Origin of the sequence: Pseudomonas sp. NMS19W (genome assembly GCF_051554255.1) — a bacterium.
GTDB classification, from domain to species: Bacteria; Pseudomonadota; Gammaproteobacteria; order Pseudomonadales; family Pseudomonadaceae; genus Aquipseudomonas; species Aquipseudomonas kribbensis.
Map to the genome: position 1 here is coordinate 3,634,237 of NZ_CP136718.1, position 20,613 is coordinate 3,654,849.

Annotated in this window: 20 protein-coding genes; 11 read left to right on the forward strand and 9 right to left on the reverse strand. The window is 62.7% G+C overall.

Features of this window, described 5'->3' with window-relative positions:
- Window positions 1–9 precede the first annotated feature (9 nt).
- Entirely contained in the window at window positions 10–669 is a 660-nt protein-coding gene (locus R1A29_RS16460) for a carbonic anhydrase (RefSeq protein WP_119427328.1), read from the forward strand.
- Window positions 670–840: 171 nt separating this feature from the next.
- The gene (locus R1A29_RS16465) at window positions 841–1,614 is read left to right on the forward strand and encodes an alpha/beta fold hydrolase (protein WP_438298931.1); all 774 of its coding nucleotides are present in this window, start codon (window positions 841–843) and stop codon (window positions 1,612–1,614) included.
- 47 nt (window positions 1,615–1,661) lie between these two features.
- Here R1A29_RS16465 and R1A29_RS16470 read toward each other — a convergent pair whose 3' ends face one another.
- Both R1A29_RS16470 and glsB read right to left on the reverse strand, forming a co-directional pair.
- Window positions 1,662–3,164: an aldehyde dehydrogenase family protein gene (locus tag R1A29_RS16470; RefSeq protein WP_438298932.1), complete on the reverse strand. Its 1,503-nt coding sequence runs from the start codon at window positions 3,162–3,164 to the stop codon at window positions 1,662–1,664.
- Window positions 3,165–3,233: 69 nt separating this feature from the next.
- Window positions 3,234–4,142: a glutaminase B gene (glsB, locus tag R1A29_RS16475; RefSeq protein ID WP_085711458.1), complete on the reverse strand. Its 909-nt coding sequence runs from the start codon at window positions 4,140–4,142 to the stop codon at window positions 3,234–3,236.
- A gap of 241 nt (window positions 4,143–4,383) precedes the next feature.
- On the opposite strand from glsB, the gene R1A29_RS16480 reads away from it, so the two are divergent.
- Both R1A29_RS16480 and R1A29_RS16485 read left to right on the forward strand, forming a co-directional pair.
- Entirely contained in the window at window positions 4,384–4,587 is a 204-nt protein-coding gene (locus R1A29_RS16480) for an HvfA family oxazolone/thioamide-modified RiPP metallophore (protein ID WP_438298933.1), read from the forward strand.
- 58 nt (window positions 4,588–4,645) lie between these two features.
- Window positions 4,646–5,161 (forward strand): HvfX family Cu-binding RiPP maturation protein, encoded by a 516-nt coding sequence (locus R1A29_RS16485; protein WP_438298934.1) that lies wholly within the window; start codon window positions 4,646–4,648, stop codon window positions 5,159–5,161.
- Window positions 5,162–5,164: 3 nt separating this feature from the next.
- On the opposite strand, the gene R1A29_RS16490 is transcribed toward R1A29_RS16485, so the two are convergent.
- Window positions 5,165–6,769 (reverse strand): L,D-transpeptidase family protein, encoded by a 1,605-nt coding sequence (locus R1A29_RS16490; protein ID WP_114883785.1) that lies wholly within the window; start codon window positions 6,767–6,769, stop codon window positions 5,165–5,167.
- A gap of 152 nt (window positions 6,770–6,921) precedes the next feature.
- On the opposite strand from R1A29_RS16490, the gene R1A29_RS16495 reads away from it, so the two are divergent.
- From R1A29_RS16495 to R1A29_RS16510, 4 genes are all read left to right on the forward strand, one after another.
- Window positions 6,922–7,635, forward strand: a complete 714-nt coding sequence (locus R1A29_RS16495) for a murein L,D-transpeptidase catalytic domain family protein (protein ID WP_085711462.1) — start codon at window positions 6,922–6,924, stop codon at window positions 7,633–7,635.
- A gap of 167 nt (window positions 7,636–7,802) precedes the next feature.
- On the forward strand, window positions 7,803–8,054 hold the full coding sequence (locus tag R1A29_RS16500; protein ID WP_248740846.1) for a DUF2790 domain-containing protein: 252 nt from the start codon (window positions 7,803–7,805) through the stop codon (window positions 8,052–8,054).
- A gap of 19 nt (window positions 8,055–8,073) precedes the next feature.
- Complete coding sequence (locus tag R1A29_RS16505) at window positions 8,074–8,745, forward strand: heavy metal response regulator transcription factor (protein WP_085711464.1); 672 nt, start codon at window positions 8,074–8,076, stop codon at window positions 8,743–8,745.
- Window positions 8,742–10,157 carry a heavy metal sensor histidine kinase gene (locus R1A29_RS16510; RefSeq protein ID WP_438298935.1) on the forward strand — a complete coding sequence of 472 codons (1,416 nt, stop codon included), beginning with the start codon at window positions 8,742–8,744 and terminating at the stop codon, window positions 10,155–10,157. The genes R1A29_RS16505 and R1A29_RS16510 overlap by 4 nt, the downstream gene beginning before the upstream one ends.
- On the opposite strand, the gene R1A29_RS16515 is transcribed toward R1A29_RS16510, so the two are convergent.
- Entirely contained in the window at window positions 10,102–11,502 is a 1,401-nt protein-coding gene (locus R1A29_RS16515) for an MFS transporter (protein WP_438298936.1), read from the reverse strand. The two genes, R1A29_RS16510 and R1A29_RS16515, sit on opposite strands and share 56 nt — an antisense overlap.
- 103 nt (window positions 11,503–11,605) lie before the next feature.
- Here R1A29_RS16515 and R1A29_RS16520 point away from each other — a divergent pair, with 103 nt between their 5' ends.
- On the forward strand, window positions 11,606–12,493 hold the full coding sequence (locus tag R1A29_RS16520) for a LysR family transcriptional regulator (RefSeq protein WP_438298937.1): 888 nt from the start codon (window positions 11,606–11,608) through the stop codon (window positions 12,491–12,493).
- Here R1A29_RS16520 and R1A29_RS16525 read toward each other — a convergent pair.
- Entirely contained in the window at window positions 12,490–13,110 is a 621-nt protein-coding gene (locus R1A29_RS16525) for a cell wall hydrolase (RefSeq protein WP_438298938.1), read from the reverse strand. The genes R1A29_RS16520 and R1A29_RS16525 overlap by 4 nt on opposite strands.
- Before the next feature lie 201 nt (window positions 13,111–13,311).
- Between R1A29_RS16525 and R1A29_RS16530 the strand changes: the two genes are divergently transcribed.
- Window positions 13,312–14,163: a CAP domain-containing protein gene (locus R1A29_RS16530; protein WP_085711469.1), complete on the forward strand. Its 852-nt coding sequence runs from the start codon at window positions 13,312–13,314 to the stop codon at window positions 14,161–14,163.
- A gap of 66 nt (window positions 14,164–14,229) precedes the next feature.
- Here the strand turns inward: R1A29_RS16530 and R1A29_RS16535 are convergent, their stop codons facing one another.
- From R1A29_RS16535 to R1A29_RS16550, 4 genes are all read right to left on the reverse strand, one after another.
- Complete coding sequence (locus R1A29_RS16535; RefSeq protein ID WP_438298939.1) at window positions 14,230–14,382, reverse strand: DUF2474 domain-containing protein; 153 nt, start codon at window positions 14,380–14,382, stop codon at window positions 14,230–14,232.
- Window positions 14,369–15,385: a cytochrome d ubiquinol oxidase subunit II gene (cydB, locus tag R1A29_RS16540; RefSeq protein ID WP_438298940.1), complete on the reverse strand. Its 1,017-nt coding sequence runs from the start codon at window positions 15,383–15,385 to the stop codon at window positions 14,369–14,371. Before cydB ends, R1A29_RS16535 begins: the two co-directional genes overlap by 14 nt.
- Window positions 15,386–15,402: 17 nt before the next feature.
- Entirely contained in the window at window positions 15,403–16,818 is a 1,416-nt protein-coding gene (locus R1A29_RS16545) for a cytochrome ubiquinol oxidase subunit I (RefSeq protein WP_438298941.1), read from the reverse strand.
- Between the two features lie 109 nt (window positions 16,819–16,927).
- Window positions 16,928–19,252: an FdhF/YdeP family oxidoreductase gene (locus R1A29_RS16550; RefSeq protein WP_438298942.1), complete on the reverse strand. Its 2,325-nt coding sequence runs from the start codon at window positions 19,250–19,252 to the stop codon at window positions 16,928–16,930.
- Between the two features lie 356 nt (window positions 19,253–19,608).
- Between R1A29_RS16550 and moaA the strand changes: the two genes are divergently transcribed.
- Complete coding sequence (gene moaA / locus R1A29_RS16555; protein WP_438298944.1) at window positions 19,609–20,607, forward strand: GTP 3',8-cyclase MoaA; 999 nt, start codon at window positions 19,609–19,611, stop codon at window positions 20,605–20,607.
- The last annotated feature ends 6 nt before the right edge of the window (window positions 20,608–20,613 follow it).

Sequence of the window (20,613 nt, forward strand, 5' to 3'; positions counted from 1 at the left end):
GACTACACCATGAAAAACCTGATCGAAGGCTTCCTGAAGTTCCAGAGCGAAGCGTTTCCGCAACGCACCGAGCTGTTCAAATACCTGGCGACTACCCAGACCCCGGGCACCTTGTTCATCACTTGCTCCGACAGCCGTGTAGTGCCCGAACTGTTGACCCAACAGGAGCCCGGCGAACTGTTCGTGATCCGCAACGCCGGCAATATCGTGCCGTCCTACAGCCCGCATCCGGGCGGGGTTTCGGCGACGGTGGAATACGCGGTAGCCGTGCTCGGCGTGACCGACATCGTGATCTGCGGCCACTCCGATTGCGGCGCCATGACCGCCATCGCCCAGTGCAAATGCATGGATCACCTGCCCGCCGTCAGCGGCTGGCTGCAACATGCCGAGTCGGCGAAAGTGGTCAACGAATCACGGCCACACGCCAATGACGCCGCCAAGCTCAGTTCGATGGTGCGCGAGAACGTGATCGCGCAACTGGCTAACATTCAGACTCATCCGAGCGTGCGTCTGGCCCAGGAAAAAGGCCTGCTGAACCTGCACGGCTGGGTCTACGACATCGAGACCGGCTCCATCGATGCCCTCACCGCCGACCGCCGCACCTTCGTCTCGCTGGCCGAGCAACCGTCGACCTGCGCAGTGCATGGCCAAACGGTCAATGCCGCCTGAATTGAACGCCCCGCACCTGCCGGGGCGTTTGCTTTGTATCAGCGTGTAGCCAGCGCTCTGCCAGACACAGTTCCATGCACCCGCGCCGGGAGGCGGACACATCCCCGATACAGCCGACGCCTTGAATAAGCCCGAACGCTGCATCCCTCCTCCCGACACAAGGAACACCCGATGAACAAGTTGTTTGCAGGTTTGGCCCTCGCCGCCGCCATGGCCGGCGCCACTTCGGCGATGGCCGCCGAGAAACCCACCGTGGTGCTGGTGCACGGTGCCTTTGCCGATTCCAGCAGCTGGAACGGTGTGGTGAAGATTCTGGAAAAGGACGGTTATCCGGTAATCGCGGCGGCCAACCCGCTGCGCACGCTCAAGGGTGATGCGCAATCGGTCGCCGACGTACTGGCCGGAATCAAATCGCCGGTGGTGCTGGTCGGTCACTCCTATGGCGGGCCGGTGATCAGTGAAGCGGCGTACGGCAAAGCCAACGTCAAGGCGCTGGTGTATGTGGCAGCGCTGGCGCCCGAAACGGGTGAAACCGTGGCCGGACTGGCCGGTAAATTCCCCGGAAGCACCCTCGGCCCGACCCTCGCGCCGCCCGTTGCCCTGAAGGACGGCGGCAAGGATCTGTATATCCAGCAGGATAAGTTCCACGACCAGTTTGCCGCCGACGTACCGAATGCCGACGCGAAACTGATGGCCGCCACCCAGCGCCCGGTCACCGAGGCCGCGCTGAACGAGGCCGCCAGCGAGCCGGCCTGGAAAACGATTCCGTCGTGGTTCGTGTACGGCGACAAGGACAAGAACATCCCGCCGCAAGCCATGGCGTTCATGGCCGAACGGGCGCACGCCCAAAAGACCGTAGTGGTCAAGGGCGCATCCCATGTGGTGATGGTGTCGAATCCGAAAGCCGTGGCCAGCCTGATCGAATCCGCCGCCACCGCCAAGTGATACAAAAACGCCGCGCCTGTCATTGCGACAGGCGCGGCGTTCTGGTTTTAGCGTTTTACGCCCAGATCGACCTGGGTCATGCGGCTGCGCACAGTGAACACACCGTCACCCGAAAGAATCGCGCTGCGGGCAAACAACCGGCCACTTTCCCAGTTCGAAAGCCCCAGTTCCGGCTTGTTAAGCGCGTACTGGCCATCGACCCAACGGGTGATCCCGTTGCCCACAAACGGCGCGTTGACCGCACTATAGAAACGCTCCTGAACGGCAGCGTCCTCGCTGATCAGCGACACGGTGAACTGCGGGCTGTAGCGGTTGAACAGCGCGATGGCCTGATCCAGATCGTCGACGATCATCAGGCTGGTTTCCGGGGTTTCTTCCCATTCCCACTCACGGCCCAGTTGCGCCTCCGGCAATGGCTCGGCCAGGGCTTCGGTCTGATAACCCTCGGCGCGATAGACCTCGACCGTCGCGTTCTGCCAGTCGCCCGGCAGGTAGCTTTCGCTGCCTTCGACGATGTGCAACTTGCAGCCCTGACCGCGTGCGGTGCCGGCCTGCTGCAAGGCGTCGAGGAACAACGGCACCAGTTCGGCGGCACGCTCGCGTTGGATCAGGCAAACGTTCAAGGTGTTGCAGACCTTGCGATCCAGCGAGTTACGCACCACGGCGGCGAAGCGTTTGGCGTCGGCATCACGATCAGCGATCAACCACGCGCCACCAGTGCCGTGCAGGCTGACGGCGGTGCCGGCCTGCTGGGCGATGCTGCCCAACTGACTGACCGCACGGCCCGAACCACGGGCCACCGCCAGCGACAGACGCCGGTCAGCGAACATCGCCCAACCGGCGGCGTGGTTGACGCTCTCGACCAGAGACACTGCACCGGCCGGCAGACCGGCATCAGCCAATGCCGGGTTCAGGGCGTGGGTGACGATGGCTTGCGCGGTGCCCAATGCATCGCTGCCAATGCGCAGCACCGCAGTGTTGCCGGTGCGCAATACGCCAGCGGCGTCGGCGAAGACGTTCGGCCGGCCTTCGAACACGAACGCGACGATGCCCAACGGCGATACCACTTGCTCGACCTTCCAGCCGTCGTGCTCGACGCTGCTGATTACCTTGCCGCGCGTGGCGGGCGCATCTCGCCAGGCGCGCAGGCCGGCGATCATGTCGCGGCGCATGCGCTCGTCAGCGAGCAAACGGGTGGTGGACCGACCTCGGGCCTTGGCCCGTTCGATGTCGGCGAGGTTGGCGGTTTCGATCAGTGCCCAGGCGTCCGGATTTTCCAGGCGTTGAGCGAACAGATCGAAGAAGCGGCTGATCGCTTCATCCGACACCGCGGACAACGCGGTAAACGCCGACGCTGCACGCTCGATCGCCACCGCAGCGGCCTGCTGATCCACCACCGGAATCAGCAACAGCTCGCCGCTCACCTGCTCCACCAACAGGTGGTCGCCGGGTCGGAAACGCTCGGCCAGTTCGGGGCTGACCACGGTGACGCGGTTACCGGCGAAAGGGATGGGCGTGCCAGCGACGAGACGTTCGAGCGCGAGAGACATGGAGCGGATTCACCATATTGAGGGCGGCCGGAAAATGTATAGCTTGCCCACCCTCAAAGCAACACAGGTTCAGAACACCGACCAGCCGATCCGCGAGCTGAGCATTTCCAGCGCAGCCATGCCCGCCAGCGAGTTGCCCGCCGCGTTCAGTTCCGGCGACCACACGCACACCGTGAACTGCCCCGGCACTACGGCAACGATGCCGCCGCCGACGCCGCTCTTGCCCGGCAGACCGACGCGGTAGGCAAAGTTGCCAGCCTCGTCGTACAGGCCGCTGGTGGCCATGATCGAGTTGACTTGCTGGGTCTGGCGGCGGGTGAGGATCTGTTCGCCGCTGTGCTTGCAATAGCCGTCGTTGGCCAGGAAGCAGAACGCCCGGGCCAGGTCGATGCAGCTCATGCGTAACGCGCAGTGGCTGAAATAGCTGCGCAGCACTGCTTCAACGTCGTTGTGGAAATTGCCGAAGGACTGCATCAGGTAAGCCATCGCCGCGTTACGTGCGCGGTGCTGGTATTCGGAATCGGCGACTTTGCCGTCGACCATCACCTGGGGATTGCCCGACAGCCGTCGCACGAAGTCACGCATCGACAAGGCCGGCGCCGCGAAGCGCGACTGGTTGATGTCGCAGATCACCAGTGCTCCGGCGTTGATGAACGGATTACGCGGGCGGCCGCGTTCAAATTCCAGCTGCACCAGCGAGTTGAACGGCTGGCCCGACGGCTCGTGGCCCAAGCGTTCCCAGATCGCCTCGCCGGAGTGTTCGATGGCCTGCACCAGGCTGAACACCTTGGAAATACTCTGCACCGAGAACAGTGTCTCGGCATCGCCGGCGCAATACATTTCGCCGTCGTTGCCGTACACGGCAATGCCCAGTTGATCGGGCGGCACGGTGCCGAGGGCGGGAATGTAGTCAGCCACCTTGCCCTGCCCGATCAGGGGCCGGACAGCGTCAAGGATCTCGTTCAACAGCGCTTGCATGCCGGGTCTCGAAGTCTCGCCCCATGGGATTGCGGGGACACGGTGGCTAGACGCTGCGCCCGCCGGCCGAATCACACCGCGTTCGTGTATCGCACTGTATACGGCGCAGGCCCGGACACACCACGTGCACAAATCCCCCCGCTGACGACACATCCCCGATACAGCCCGACGTTCAAATGAACCTGTCGATCGGCAACCCCGATCAAGCCTTTGAACTCACATTTCTTATCGGAGATTCACCATGACCAAGCTCTCGAAAACCTCCCTGACCCTCGGCCTGCTGCTGGCCGGTGGCCTAGCCCTGACCAACGCGGCGTCGGCTTCCGAGGCCTTCAGCATCAAGCAACTGGATCACGGTTACAGCCAGACTCAAGCGCAGGCCGACACCCCGGAAAAAACCTCGGAAGGCAAATGCGGCGAAGGCAAGTGCGGCGCTGGCGAATAACCCTCTGCACGGGGCACGCCGGTGCCCCGTTTTCCACTGAATTGAATGGAGTCGCACCATGACCACTGCTCTTTCGACCGCCGTCAAAGACCTGCACCTGAACCTCGACCGCGCCGGCCAATGGCTGGCGCCGCTGACCCTGCGCCTGTTCATCGCCTGGGAGTTTTTCGAATCGGGCCTGGAAAAATTCAACGGCCAGAACTGGTTCGAAGACATTCAGGACCGCTTCCCGTTTCCCTTCGATCACTTGCCGGCGACGCTGAACTGGGAGCTGTCGATGTGGGCCGAGCTGATCTGCGCGCTGGCAATCCTGATCGGACTCGGCACGCGGATCTCGGCGATTTCGTTGATCGTGGTGACAGTGGTCGCCACCGCTGCCGTGCACTGGCCGGCAGACTGGTCATCCTTGAGCGAATTGGCCCAGGGTTATGCGATCACCAATAAAGGCTTCGGCAACTTCAAGCTGCCGGCGATTTACCTGGCCGCGCTGGTGCCACTGGTGTTCGCCGGGGCCGGCAAGTTGAGCGTGGATGCGTGGCTGGCGCGGTTTTACTGGAAACGCGCCAGCCGTTGAGGATCAATGCGCCCGATCAAGTCCCGCGAGCAACGCGCTGTCGCGGCTGTAGATGTCCGGCGCGTAGAGCACGCGGCCCTGTCCGTCGACCTGTGCCGTCCAGTACGTCATGAGGATCGGCACCGGATTGCTCAGACGGAACTCATGGGTGGTGCCGGTGGCGAGCAAGGTGTCGGTGCGGGCTCTTTCCGCCGGGCTGAGCAGGAAATCGCGCAGCTTCATCGGGTGCTCGACCCGCACACAACCGGAGCTGAACGCCCGTGGCCCCTTGTCGAACAGCGCCTTGCTCGGTGTGTCATGCAGGTACACAGAGAACGGGTTGGGGAAGCGGATGACCATCTGCCCCAGCGGATTGCGCGGCCCGGCATCCTGACGCAGAAGGATGTTGCCGGGATTGTCCCAGTCGATATCGGCAGCGGCCAGCGGCTGGCCATTGGCGTCGAGTACTTGCAGATTCTGACGGCTGAGGAAGGTCTGGTCCTTGCGGATTTCCGGCAGTTTGTCTTCTTTCCAGATGGTCGGCGGCACGGTCCAGGTCGGGTTCAGCGTCAGGCGCGTGACCCGGGATTTGAGCAGCGGTGTCTGGCGTTCGGCGCGTCCGACCTGGGTGCGGGTCTGCCACACCGGCAGGCCGCCCTGGTACAGGGTCAGTTCCGCAGCCGCGACGTTGACCAGCAGGCCGTCGGGCTCCATGTCCTGGGCCAGCCAGCGGAAGCGCTCAAGGTTGACCCGCAACTGTTCGCGACGGGTCAGCGGGCTGATGTTCATCTCGGCAATCGTTCCTGGCCCGACCACACCGTCGGCCTGCAACGAATGGTTGGCCTGGAAGCTTTTCACGGCTTCGACCAAAACACCGTGATAAGCGTTGTCCGGCGTGCCGACCACACTGCTCAGATAACCTTCGCTGTACAGCCGCCGCGCCAGCTCCGGCACGCGTTTGTCTTCCATGTCCGGACGCAGCAACGGCCCGTTGCCAACCGATTGCCAGTGCGGCAAGGCCTGCAGGCGTTGTGCGGCGTAGAGATGGCGCAGGTTCTGGTATTGCGCCAGGCGCGGGCGGGCCAGATCGAAGGCGGCGGCAACGTCATGCATGCCCGGCACGGCAATGGCGAGCAACTCCGCCTGACGGTCACGGGGCGTGTCGTCGGAATGCCACAACGGTTCGAAATGCGATTGCAGCAGACGACCGTAATGCAGGTCCTGCAGGGCTTGCAGGTAATTGCGGCTGATGTCGATGTCGGCGCACAGTTCGCCATCCTGCGGAGCCGTGTCGGCGACCGGATAGCGTTTCGGATTGAGGCCATCGTCGGCCAGCAGCTGCAATTGTGCATGCAAGGCCGGCAATTGCCCCGCCGCAGCCCAGACCGGCATCCAGTCCTGTTGCCGGTAGAACGCCTGCAACTGTTCCAGGGCCGGGCCACTGAGACGGGCGGCAATCGCCGGGCAAGCCTGCGGCAGACCGATCAGCACGGCCTGCAACGGACTTTGCGGCTCCACGGGCACCTCCGCCGGCAGTGTCGGGAGCGCCGGCAACGGCTCTTCGGCACAAACGACAAACGGCGCAGCGAGCAGACAAATGCTCAAGTAGCATGCGTACTTTTTGAACAACTGCTTTACTCCAATCCGTGGCCGTCTTGATTGACGGTCAACCTTACATCAGGTGCGGTGATACAGTCAGGTCCGATTCGCGGGCCTGCCCGGGACGACTGGACGTCAGGAGCCAAAGTGCCAACCATGTAGCCAGTGAGGATTCACTTTAAATGTTGACGTTTTTGCGCCGACTTCTGCTGACTGCCGCTGCCCTGGGGCTGGGGACCAGTCAGGTTTTTGCCGCCGGCACCGCTTCGCCGGTTCTGTACAACAGCCTCGCCCACGCCGCTCCGGAACTCAATCCCCAGGCGCTGAAAGGTGCCCTGAACGCCATGCAATGCGCGATCAACAACGGCGCGAAGCAGTCTCGTCACCTGGCGATCATCGATTATTCGCAACCGTCCACCGAGCGACGCCTGTGGATCTTCGACCTGACGCAGAAAAAACTGATCCTGCGCGACCTGGTCGCCCACGGCTCGAAGTCCGGGGACAACTTCGCCACCCGGTTCTCCAACCGTGAAGGCAGCTTCCAGTCCAGCCTCGGTTTGTTCCGCACCCAGGAAAGTTACGAAGGCACTCACGGTTATTCGCTGCGCATGGACGGCCTGGAGCCGGGCGTCAACGACATGGCCCGGGACCGCGCCATCGTGATCCACGCCGCCGACTACGTGAATCTGTTCTGGAGCAAACGTACGGGCCGGCTGGGCCGCAGTCAGGGTTGCCCGGCGGTGCGTCCGCAAGTCGCCAGACGGGTGATCGACAGCCTGAAGGACGGCCAGTACATGTTTTCCTGGTACCCGGACCAGCACTGGCTTAAGTCCTCGCCGTACCTCAACTGCCAGCCGCAGCAGATTGCGAGCATTCTCAGTACCCACGGCAGTTGAAAACAGCCGCGGTCAAAACAATCCCCTGTTCTCACAGGGGATTTGTGTTTTCAGGGTTTCATTACAACTTTGTCATTGAGTTGTCGGTTTGCCGAGCGGATCGCTCGGTAGCCTGAAGTTGTTCCGGCACACCTGCCGATCCACTTCACCGACACGAGTGACTCATCATGAAAACCCTGATCCTGGCCTTCACCGCCCTCCTCGCCACCGGTTCCGTGTTCGCCGCCGAAATGCCCGAGCGTACGGTCATTCACGACACCAACGGTTTCTACGTGCACCTGGATGTCGACAAAGTCCTCTCCAGCACCGATATTTCCCAGGCTTGCGGCGTCATTCCCGCACGACTGAACTACCTCGACCACCAGGGCCGCGAACATGTGCTGGACTACCAAGTGCAAGGCAGCGGTTGCACCAACTGACCAGTGAGGCGCAGTGCCCATGAATATCCTTGTCGTCGAAGACGAACCCAAGGCCGGCAATTACCTGCTCAACGGCTTGCAGGAACTGGGTTACAACGTGAGCCTGGCCCGGGACGGCGCCGACGGTCTGCACCTGGCGCTGGAACACGACTTCGACGTGATCGTGCTGGACGTGATGATGCCGAAAATGGATGGCTGGGAAGTCCTGCGCCGGCTGCGCAAGGAAGCCGACACGCCGGTGCTGTTCCTCACCGCCCGTGACGACATCGCCGACCGGGTCAAAGGCCTGGAACTGGGCGCCGACGACTACCTGATCAAACCGTTTTCCTTCGCCGAGCTGGTGGCGCGCCTGCGCACCCTGACCCGGCGCGGGCCGATCCATGAAGAAGAGCAATTGCAGGTGGCCGATTTGCAGATCGACGTGCTCAAGCGCCGGGTCACCCGCGCCGGCAGCCGAATCACCCTGACCAACAAGGAATTCGCGCTGCTGCAACTGTTCGCCACCCACGAAGGGCAAGTGCTGTCGCGCTCGCTGATCGCGTCCCGGGTGTGGGACATGAATTTCGACAGCGACACCAATGTGGTCGATGTCGCCGTGCGTCGCCTGCGGGCGAAGATCGACGATCCGTTCCCGCTCAAGCTGATCCACAGCGTGCGCGGCATCGGCTACCGTTTCGATACCCAGCCATGAAAGTCACTGGCTCGTATTCCCTGACGCTGCGCCTGGCGCTGGTGTTCGCGGTGCTCGCCTTTGCGTCTCTGGCGGGCCTCGGCGCGGCGCTGTACAACGCGCTGGATGAACAACTGACCCGCCGTGATGACATTCAACTGGTCAGCCGCATCGATCAGTTACGCACCATCCTCAACGACAGCAACACCCTGGAGCTGATCCAGAACAAACCGGCGCTGTTCCAGAACATGCTCGGCAACCGCGAAGCGCTGTTGACCATCGGCGCGCCGGGGCAACCACCCCTGTTCGTGGTCAATCCCAGCAACCTGACCTTGCCGACCGTACCCGCCGTGCCGATCAACCATGTGATGGCCCTCAACGATGTGCAGCATCTGCCGAGTATCAACGGCGTGCCGTTCTCGGCGGTGGCGGCCAGTATCGACTCCGGCGATCAGGGCAATCTGCAAGTGCTGATCGGCAAGGTGATGAGCGAACGCACGGCGATGCTCGCCAGTTACCGGCTCAGCGTGTATGGCCTGGCGTCACTGGCGGCGATTGTCCTGGCGCTGGTCGGCTGCCTGCTGGTGTATCGCGGCCTGCTGCCGTTGCGGCGGCTTGCCCGGCATGCCCACGGAATCGGCATCGCCAACCTCGGTGAACGCCTCGACCGTCACGGCACACCCCGTGAATTGCAGCCGATGATCGAAGCCTTCAACGCGATGCTGGACCGGCTCGACAGAGGGGTTACCCAACTGAGCCAGGTCTCCACCGACATGGCCCACGAACTGCGTACGCCGATCAACAACCTGCTCGGCGAAACCCAGGTCGCCCTGCAACAGAACCGCAGCGTCGAGGCCTATCAGCAGTTGCTCGCCTCCAACGTCGAAGAACTCGAGCGGCTGGCGCGGATGCTCGACAACATGCTGTTTCTCGCCCGTACCGACCCGGCCAGTGCCTTGAGCCAGCGTCAGGAGCTGGACGCCTGCGATGAAATGCAGCGCATCGCCGACTACTTCGAAGGCCTTGCGGCGGATGTCGGCGTCACCATCGAGGCCCGTGGCAACGGCGTGATCTGGGCCGAGCCGATGCTGCTGCGCCGGGCCCTGGCCAATCTGTGCGCCAATGCGATCAAGTACGGCGCGGCGGATTCGACGATGCAGGTTGAAGCCATCGCCGAGCCGGATGGCAGCTACCTGCGGGTGCGCAATCAGGGGGCAACGATTCCCCCCGAGCATCTGTCGCGGCTGTTCGAACGCTTCTACCGCGCCGATCCGTCCCGCGAACGTTCGGCCCAATCCAACGGTCTGGGCCTGTCGATCGTGGCGACCATCATGCAATTGCATCAGGGCCGCTACAGCGTCAGCAGCGTTGACGGTATCACCTGCTTTGAGCTGTTCTTTCCTGCGCGGGAGACGCGAGACGCAGGTGTGTGAAGGCGCCGAGCGCGAGCGCCGCAAGCATCAACGCCGCAGCAACACCGAAGGTCATGTGCAAACCGCTCGCGATGACCGCCGCCGTCGCCCGGGTCGGATCGTCCGTGGTCAGGGCAAACACCGCGCCCATGGCCGCCGCCCCGGTGATCAACCCCAGATTGCGTGACAACCCGAGCATGGCCGAGACCACCCCGCGCTGATCCTGCCCGACGCCCGCCATCAGCCCGGTATTGTTGGCGGCCTGGAACAGCGCATAACTCAATGCCACCACCGTTATCGGCAACACATAGGCAAGCAGTCCGAGACTCACCGGCAACAACGCCAGCAAAGCGCAACCGCAGGCCAGCCCAAGCAACGCGCCCGGCACCATCCGCCGCGCCCCGAAACGATCCACCAGACGCCCGGCCGGTACACCACTGAACGCCGCCAGCAAAGGCCCGACCGACAACACCAGTCCGACCTGAGTGCTGCTGAGACCCAAGCCTCGGCTCAGGTAAAACGGCCCGACCACCAGCGTGGTCATCATCACCGTGGTCACCAGCAAGGTCAGCGCCAGACTGCTGCTGATTCGCGTGTCGGTGAACAATGACAAATGAATCAGCGGCGCCTTGCTCTTCTTCTCGATCAGGATGAACAGCCCCACGCCCAAAAGACTGATCAGCAACAACGTCCCGGTGAATCCCTCAACCGTCATCGCCAGCGCATAGGCCGCCAGCGTCAGCATCAGCACCGCAGTGCCGGGATAATCGAACGCAAGAGGCTTGCGTTCGATTCGGTCCTTGGGCAGGTAGCGATACACCAGCCATGCGTTGAGCAAACCCAACGGCACGTTGATCACAAAGATTGACTCCCAGCCGACATGCGCCATCAACAATCCACCGAGCGACGGCCCGAGGGTGGTGCCGGTGGCGGACATCGTGGCCAGCAACCCCATCGCACTGCCGGCCCGGGCTTTGGGCACCGCATCGGTTACCAGCGCCACGGTCAACGCGAACATGATCGCCGCGCCCACGCCTTGCACCGCCCGCGCGCCGATCAGCCAGGCCAGGCTCGGCGCCAGTGCGCAGGCCAACGAAGCGGCGGTGAATATACCGATGCCGATCAACAGCAGTCGCCGCCGCCCGAAGCCGTCACCCAGCCGTCCGACGCTGACAATCAAGGTGGTGACCGCCAACAGATAGGCCAGCACGATCCACTGCACCTGTTGAAAGGTCGCATCAAAGGCCGCCGCCAGGGTCGGCAGTCCGGCGTTGGCGATGCTGGTGTCCAGCGACGGCATCAACATCGACAGCGCCAGACTGGTCAGCGCCCAGCGGGCTGAAGGGCTCAGGGGTTCTCGGGGCATGGGGGGCTCACAGGGCAGAAGTCATGGGACATAGCCTGAGCCTCGACAATACAAGGCGCAAGACGCATGCTTTGCACTTGATACCTGCATGGAACGCCATGTCATGAATACGCCGGATCTGAACCTGTTGATCACCCTCGACGTGCTGCTGAGCGAAGGCAGCGTGGCCCGGGCCGCCACGCGCCTGGGTCTGAGTCCGTCCGCCATGAGCCGGGCGCTGGCCCGGTTGCGCGAAACCACCGGGGATCCGCTGCTGGTACGCGCCGGTCGCGGGCTGGTGCCGACCCCGCGTGCGCTGGAGTTGCGCGACCGGGTCAGCTATCTGGTGCAGGAAGCCGAAGCGGTTTTGCGCCCGGCAGAAGTGCTCGATCCCGGCCAGTTGCGGCGCACCTTCACCCTGCGCAACACCGACGGTTTTGTCGAAACCTTCGCCGCCGCCCTGCTCGCCCGCATCGCCGAAGAGGCGCCCGACGTGCGTCTGCGCTTTGTGCAGAAGGCCGACAAGGACAGCACGCTGCTGCGCGAAGGTCGGGTGGATCTGGAAACCGGCGTGGTCGACGACAGCACCGACCCGACGCTGCACAGTCGCATCCTGTTCCGCGATCAGTGGATCGGTGTGGTGCGTGAGGGGCATCCGTTGAGCAGCGGCAAGGTCAGCGCCAAACGCTTCGCTTCGGGCCAGCACATTCTGGTGTCACGGCGCGGGCGCAGCAGCGGCCCGGTGGACGAAGCGCTGCTCGCCTTCGGCCTGACGCGGGACATCGTCACTTCGTTCGGTGGATTTTCCGCGGCGCTGACACTGGTCCGAGAATCCGACCTGATCGCCACCGTCCCGGAACGCCACACCAGCAAACTGCGAGCGGGTCTGTTCAGTTTCGCCCTGCCGTTGCGCATGCCGGACATCAGCGTGTCGATGCTCTGGCACCCGCGCATGGACGCGGACCCGGCGCATCGCTGGTTGCGCAACTGCGTGCGGGAAGTCTGCGCCTAACGCGCCTCGCCGTCCTTGGGTTTGTAGAACAGGAATTTCCCGGTCTCGGCGGTCTTGGTGTACTTCTTCGCCCAGCTCGGGTCGACGTTGTGGTCGTGGAAGTACAAAGCGCCGTGGGTACGATCGGGGAGCTGACGGTTCAGGGCCTTGCCGGCAATCTCCTTGGCCAGCGCATATTCGGCGTCTTCCTTGACCTGATCCGACTTGCCGTCGCACCACCAGGAAAACTGGCAACTCTTGGTTTCCGAGCCTTGCTTGACCACTTCGCACACGGTGCCGGGGAAGCCGTCATGGCCGAGACGGTTCATCACCACGTGGGCCACGGCTTCCATTTCCGCCGTGTCCTTGCCCTTGGCTTCCCAATAGATGCTGCGTGCCAGGCAGGTGATCGGGTCGTCCAGCGGCGCGGTGCCGGCCGGGTCGACGGCTTGCACTTCTTTCGGGGTGATGGCTTCGGACTTCGGCGCCGGGGGCGCGTTGGGCTTGTCGGCCGCTTTTTCTTCCAGTACCTCGGCTTTCGCTTCGGCCTTTTCCTTGATCGGTGCCTGATCGGTGGCCAGCACCGTGCCGCTCAGCAGGGTCAACACAAGACAACAGATCAGCCCGTGCAATTTCATGATCGATTCTTCCGGCAGCGCCCGTCGCGGGCAAAGTGTTACGTGGCTGAGACGCCCGGTTTCCGGGGACTTCGCAGAGTGTAGACGGCAGAATCCGACGCAACGTTCCGTGCTGAAAACCACACCATGAAGAAAAAAGACATTGCACGACCCCGGGGCGTATCGCGCATCATGGGCGCACTCAGCCCAAGGGAGAATTCCATGCGCTTCATGCCATCCGTTCTGCGATTCGCCGCGTTGTCCACGGGCCTGGCGCTGGCCGCTTCGGCCATGGCCAGTGACGAGTCGCAATTGATCGAGTCGATCAACAGCTACCGCAGCCAGCCCCAGCGCTGCGGTACCCAGGCATCCAGTGAATTGCCGCCGCTGTCGGCCGACCCGCGCCTGCATCTGCCGGCCAGCGGTGTCGTCGATCTGCAACAGGCCATGGCCAGCGCCAGTTACCCGATGGTCAATGTGCAGGCGATCACCCTCAACGGCCCTCGGGATGCGGCGGCGGCAATGAAGGCGATTCAGGAGAGCTTCTGTCAGGTGGTGCTGGATCCGCAGTTCGTCGATATCGGCGTCAGCCGCGCCGACCGCGACTGGCGCATCACGCTGGCGCGACCGCTGCTGTCGGCACGCCTGGGCGACGGACAGGCCGAGGGCCAGAAACTTCTGACGCAACTCAACGCCGCCCGCAGCCAGCCGCGCCAGTGCGGCGGCCAGGCGTTCTCCGCGGCGGCGCCACTGGCGTGGAACGCAGTGCTCGGCGGTGTCGCCCAGGATCACAGCCGCGAGATGGCCAACAACAACTATTTCGACCACAAGGACCGCAACGGCGGCACCCCCGGCGACCGCGCAGAACTGGCCGGTTACAGCGGTCAGCAGGTCGGCGAGAACATCGCCGCCGGGCAGGACACGGTGCAGAAAGTCGTCGCCGGCTGGCTCGCCAGCCCCGGCCATTGCGCCAACCTGATGAACCCGCAGTACCGCGAACTGGGTGCAGCCTACGCAGTCGATCCGAAGAGCAGCGCCGGCATTTACTGGACCGCGATGTTTGGCGGGGAATAATTCTCAAGGCGCCCTCCCATCAGGAGGATGCAAAAAACCGGAGCCAGGCTCCGGTTTTTTTATGGGTCAGTGGGTTCTCATCCCCGCCGCATACATCCCCAGTTTCAGCAGACTCGCCACCACCGCCAGCGACACCACGCTGCCGGACCAGATCAGCAGCAGCCAGCCCAGACGTTTGTACCAGCGGCTCTTCACTTCACGCATTTCAATGGTAGCCATCACCGATCCTCACTTTGCCGCGGAAGACGTAGTAGTTCCAGAAGGTGTACATCAGGATCACCGGCAGGATGAACAGCGCGCCGATCAGGGCGAACAACTGGCTGGTGGCCGGTGATGCCGCTGCCCACAGGCTGACCGACGGCGGGATGATGTTCGGCCAGATGCTCAGCGCCAGCCCGATGTAGCCGAGGAACATCAGCACCAGGGTGAACACGAACGGCCAGTGGGTGTGCCGCTGACGCAACGAGCGCAACAACCCGAACAGCGCCAGTGCCGCCAGCACCACCAGCCCGGCGAACACGGTCAGGTGCGCATGGTTGAACCAGCGAGTGGCCAGTTCAGGATGCAGTTGCAGCGTCCACGCGCCGATCACCACCACCATCGCCAGCAGCAGCCACGCCAGCGGACGGCTGTAGTGACGCATCCTCGACTCGAGCATGCCTTCGGTTTTCACCAGCAGCCAGGTGCTGCCCAGCAAGGCGTAAGCGACCACCAGACCGACGCCGCAGACCAGCGGGAACGGCGCCAGCCAATCGAGACCGCCACCGGCAAACTGCCGATCCACCACGGGGATCCCGGCCACATACGCGCCGATCACCACGCCCTGGGAGAACGTCGCCAACAACGAACCGCCGATAAATGCCCAGTCCCACAGATGGCGTTTTTCTGCCGGCGCCTTGAAGCGAAACTCGAACGCCACACCACGGAAAATCAGCCCCGCGAGCATGAAGATCAGCGGCAGATACAGCGCCTCCAGAATCACCCCGTAAGCCAGCGGGAACGCGCCGTACAGCGCCGCGCCGCCGAGCACCAGCCAGGTTTCGTTGCCGTCCCACACGGGTGCGACGGTGTTCATCATCACGTCGCGTTCCTGCTCGTCGCTGATCATCGGGAACAGGATCCCGAGGCCCAGATCGAAGCCGTCCATGATCACGTACATCATCACCCCGAAGGCAATGATCACACCCCAGATCAACGAGAGATCGATACCTTGAATACCCATGACTCAACGCTCCTTTATCAGTGGACCCGGGTCGCGGATTCGAGGTTGTCGGTGACCGCCGAGAGTGGCCGGCGCGGGGTCTGCAACGGGGTGCCTTCGGGCGGGTGTTCGTGGTGCGGCTGCGGGCCCTTGCTCACCAGTTTCATCATGTAGCCGATGCCCACGGTGAACACCGAGCAGTAGATGACGACGAACAGCGCCAGCGACGTGCTCATCTGCGCCACCGAGTGATGGGACGCGGCGTCATGGGTGCGCATCAGGCCGTACACCACCCATGGCTGACGCCCGACTTCAGTGGTGATCCAACCCGCCAGCAGCGCGATCAGACCGCTCGGCCCCATCAACAGCACCAGCCGCTGGAAGCCGCGATGACGGTAGACCTTGCCGTTGCGCCGCAACGCCAGACCCAGCACACCGACCAGAATCATCAACATTCCGAGCCCGGCCATCACGCGGAAACTCCAGAAGATAACGGTCGAGTTCGGCCGGTCTTCTTTCGGGAAGCTCTTGAGCGCCGGGATCTGCTTGTCGAGGCTGTGGGTGAGGATCAGGCTGCCGAGGTACGGAATCTCGATGGCGTATTTGGTTTTTTCCGCCTGCATGTCCGGGAGGCCGAACAGCACCAGCGGGGTCGGCCCGTTATCGGCGTTTTCCCAGTGGCCTTCGATGGCGGCGATTTTTGCCGGTTGGTGTTCCAGGGTGTTCAAGCCATGGGCGTCACCGACCACTGCTTGAATCGGCGCCACGATCAGCGCCATCCACAGCGCCATGGAAAACATCTTGCGCACCGCTTTGCTGTCGTTGCCGCGCAACAAATGCCAGGCTGCCGAGGCGCCGACGAAGAACGCCGTGGCAACAAACGCGGCAATCGCCATGTGCGCCAGACGGAATGGAAACGACGGGTTGAACACGATCGCCAGCCAGTCCAGCGGCATCACCCGACCATCGACGATTTCGAAGCCCTGCGGGGTCTGCATCCAGCTGTTGGACGCGAGAATCCAGAAGGTCGAAATCAGCGTGCCGATGGCGACCATCACCGTGGCAAAGAAGTGCAAGCCACGGCCCACGCGGTTCCAGCCAAACAGCATCACCCCGAGGAACCCCGCCTCAAGGAAGAACGCGGTCAGCACTTCATAAGTCAGCAACGGCCCGGTGATGCTGCCGGCGAAGTCGGAAAACCCGCTCCAGTTGGTGCCGAACTGGTACGCCATGACCAGACCCGACACTACGCCCATGCCGAAGTTGACGGCGAAGATCTTCGACCAGAAGTGGTAGAGATCGCGGTAAGTGTCGTTACGGGTTTTCAGCCACAGGCCTTCGAGCACCGCCAGGAAACTCGCAAGACCAATGGTGATCGCCGGGAAAATGATGTGGAACGAAACCGTGAACGCGAATTGAATTCGCGCCAGGTCCAGTGCCTCCAGGTTGAACATGATGATGTCCTCATCAAGGCTGAAAAGCGGCAGCACACGACCGGGCCACCGCCAGGCGCGAACGCATGCAGCCAGTCAGATTGCAAAAGGGTTGAATCGCGTGGGTCGGTTACGCCACCGACGACGGAATCAGGTTGCTCGCCTCGGCCGCTTCGAGGCGGATCGCCACGAACTTGGAGGTCGGCGTGTAGGTGCGATCACCGTAGCTTTCCAGCGGCACCAGCGGATTGGTCTCCGGGTAGTACGCAGCGGCTTGCCCTGCAGGAATGTCGTAGGCGATCAGGGTGAAACCGCTGACCCGACGCTCGCGCTCGTCGCCCCACAGCGCCACCAGGTCGACCTTCTGCCCGGGTTCGAAACCGAGCCGGCGGATGTCCTGCTCGTTGGCGAACACCACGTCGCGCATGCCGTAAACCCCGCGATAACGGTCGTCGAGGCCGTACAGCGTGGTGTTGTACTGGTCGTGGGAGCGCATGGTTTGCAGGATCAGATGCGGTTTGACCGGGAGGTTGCGCACGCCTTCGCTGATCAGATGTTCGGGCAGCACGCACGGGGTGAACTGAGCCTTGCCGGATTCGGTGTTCCAGACACGGTCGGAGGCGTCGTTGCCGAGGTGGAAGCCACCGGGAATCAGCAGCTTCTCGTTAAAGTTGTCGAAGCCCGGAATCACATCGGCAATCAGGTTGCGGATGCGCCCGTAATCGCCCACCGCCCATTCCCAGTCGATCGGGTGCTTGCCCAACGTGGCGGCAGCGATCCCGGCAATGATCGCCGGCTCGGATTTCAGATGGACCGACTTTGGCTTCAACTGGCCGAACGACAAGTGCACCATGCTGAAGGTGTCTTCCACGGTCACGCCTTGCGGGCCTTCGGCCTGCACGTCGATGTCGGTACGGCCGAGGCACGGCAGGATCAACGCGTCACGCCCAGTCACCAGATGGCTGCGGTTGAGTTTGGTCGAGATGTGCACGCTCAGGTCGAGTTTGCGCATCGCCGCGTGGGTGCGCGGGGTGTCCGGCGTGGCTTGAGCGAAGTTGCCGCCCAGCCCGATGAACACTTTGGCTTCGCCACGCTCCATGGCACCGATCGCCATCACCGTGTTGTGGCCGTGCATACGCGGCACCTTGAAGTTGAAGCGTTTTTCCAGGGCGTCCATCAGCGCTTTCGGCGCCAGCTCATTGATGCCCATGGTGCGGTCGCCCTGCACGTTACTGTGGCCACGCACAGGCGACAGCCCGGCGCCCGGACGGCCGACGTTGCCGCGCAGCAGTTGCAGGTTGATGACTTCCTGCAGGGTCGGTACCGAGTGCACGTGTTGGGTCAGGCCCATGGCCCAGCACATGATCACGCGCTTGGCGCGGGCATACATGCGCGCGGCCAGTTCGATGTCATGCAGCGGCACGCCGGACTGCTCGACGATGTGCTCCCAGCTCGTGGCTTCGACTTCGGCCAGATAGCTGTCGAGACCCGAGGTGTGCTCGGCAATGAACGCGTGATCGAACACCGGCTCGCCGCCGGTGGCCTGGGCCTCGCGCTCCCACTCCAGCAGGAACTTGGCCATGCCGCGAATCATTGCCATGTCGCCGCCCAAGGCTGGACGGAAATACGCAGTGTTGGTCGCTTCCCAGCCGTTGCTGAGCATCTCGATCGGGTTCTGCGGGTTCTGGAAACGCTCCAGCCCACGCTCCTTCAGCGGGTTGATGCACACCACCTGCGCGCCGCGTTTTACCGCTTCGCGCAACGGTTCAAGCATGCGCGGATGGTTGGTGCCGGGGTTCTGACCGATGACGAAAATCGCGTCGGCGTGGTGCAGGTCTTCATAGACCACCGTGCCTTTGCCGACACCGAGGCTCTCGCCCATGCTCACCGCACTGGCTTCGTGGCACATGTTCGAGCAGTCCGGGAAGTTGTTGGTGCCGTAGGCGCGGACGAACAACTGATAGAGAAACGCCGCTTCGTTGCTGGCACGACCCGAGGTGTAGAACTCGGCCTCGTGGGGCGATTTCAGGCCTTTGAGGTGCTTGGCGATCAGCGCGAAGGCTTCGTCCCAGGTGGTTTCGACATAGCGGTCGACCCGCGCGTCGTAGCGCATCGGATGGGTGATCCGGCCCTGATATTCGAGCCAGTAATCGCTTTGTTCGGCCAGCGTCGACACCGTGTACTTGTTGAAGAACGCCGGATCGACCAGGCGACCGGTGGCTTCCCAGTTCACTGCTTTGGCGCCGTTCTCGCAGAACTTCAGCATGCTTGCGCCAGGTGCTTCACCCCAGGCACAACCGGGGCAGTCGAAGCCGCCGTTCTGGTTGGTCTTGAGCATGGCGCGGATGTTTTTCAGGGCGTTTTCACTGCCCAGCCAGTTCCTGGTGAGGCTGATCACAGCGCCCCAACCCGCAGCGGCGCCCTTGTAGGGTTTGTAACGATCGACTTGTGACATGGGACTTCTCCATGACGATGCACACAGGCGAAAACCTGATCGGATTTAAACAGCGACGACTGACTTTCAAGTTCAAAAGCGGTCGTTTCGTTTGACGGGGCCAAGGATATGAACCACTGCAAAAACTTGTCTAATCGCTATTAATGACTGCGTTATCGAAAGCATCTATCACGGTCTTAAACCCTTTAAATACGGTGACTTGCAAAACTAAGAAGGGTAAAAAACCGAATAATTATTTCATCATCGACAGCATCAATCGGCCGGTCATTAATAGTGATTGGACGCTGTTCCAAGTTGCTCATAACCTGCGCCGACCCAATCCCTTCAATAGCGGATTTCACCCAAGCGAGGCTGTCATGTCAGAGCGCGTCCTGATCGATGGATACAACCGCCGCGTCGACTACCTGCGCATGTCGGTCACCGACCGTTGCGACTTCCGCTGCGTGTATTGCATGGCTGAAGACATGCAGTTCCTGCCCCGCCAGCGAGTGCTGACGCTGGAGGAGATCTATCAACTGGCGCAGAGCTTCGTTGCGCTGGGCACCCGCAAGATCCGCCTGACCGGTGGCGAGCCGCTGATTCGTCCCGGCGTCGTCGGCTTGTGCAAGCAGATTGCTGCCCTGCCCGGCCTGCGCGAACTGTGCCTGACCACCAATGGCTCGCAGCTCGGCAAACTCGCCAGCCAACTGTTCGACGCCGGGGTCAAACGCCTCAACGTCAGCCTCGACAGCCTCGATGCCGAACGCTTCAGGCAGATGACCCGCACCGGCGACCTGGCACAAGTGATCAACGGCATCGATGCCGCCCGCGAGGCCGGATTTACCCGCACTAAACTCAACTGCGTGGTGATGCAGGGCCGCAACGATCACGAGATCAACGATCTGGTGCAGTTCGCCATCGAGCGGGATCTGGACATTTCCTTTATCGAGGAAATGCCGCTGGGCATCATCAGCGAACACAGCCGCGCCGAGTCGTTCTTCTCCAGTGCCCAGGTGCGTGAGCGGATTGCCGAGCGCTACACCCTGATCGATTCCGCCGAATCGACCCAGGGCCCGTCGCGCTACTGGCGGCTGGCAGAAGCGCCGCATATCCGGCTGGGGTTCATCTCGCCCCACAGCCACAACTTCTGCGGCACCTGCAACCGGGTGCGGCTGACGGTCGAGGGGCGTTTGCTACTGTGTCTGGGGAACGAGCATTCGGTGGATCTGAAAGCGGTGCTGCGGGCTCATCCGGGTCAACCGCAACGGCTGGAGAAAGCGATCATCGAAGCGATGAAACTCAAGCCTTACCGGCACAACTTTGAAGTGAACGACGACGTGCAAGTGGTGCGTTTCATGAACATGACCGGCGGTTGAGCCGCC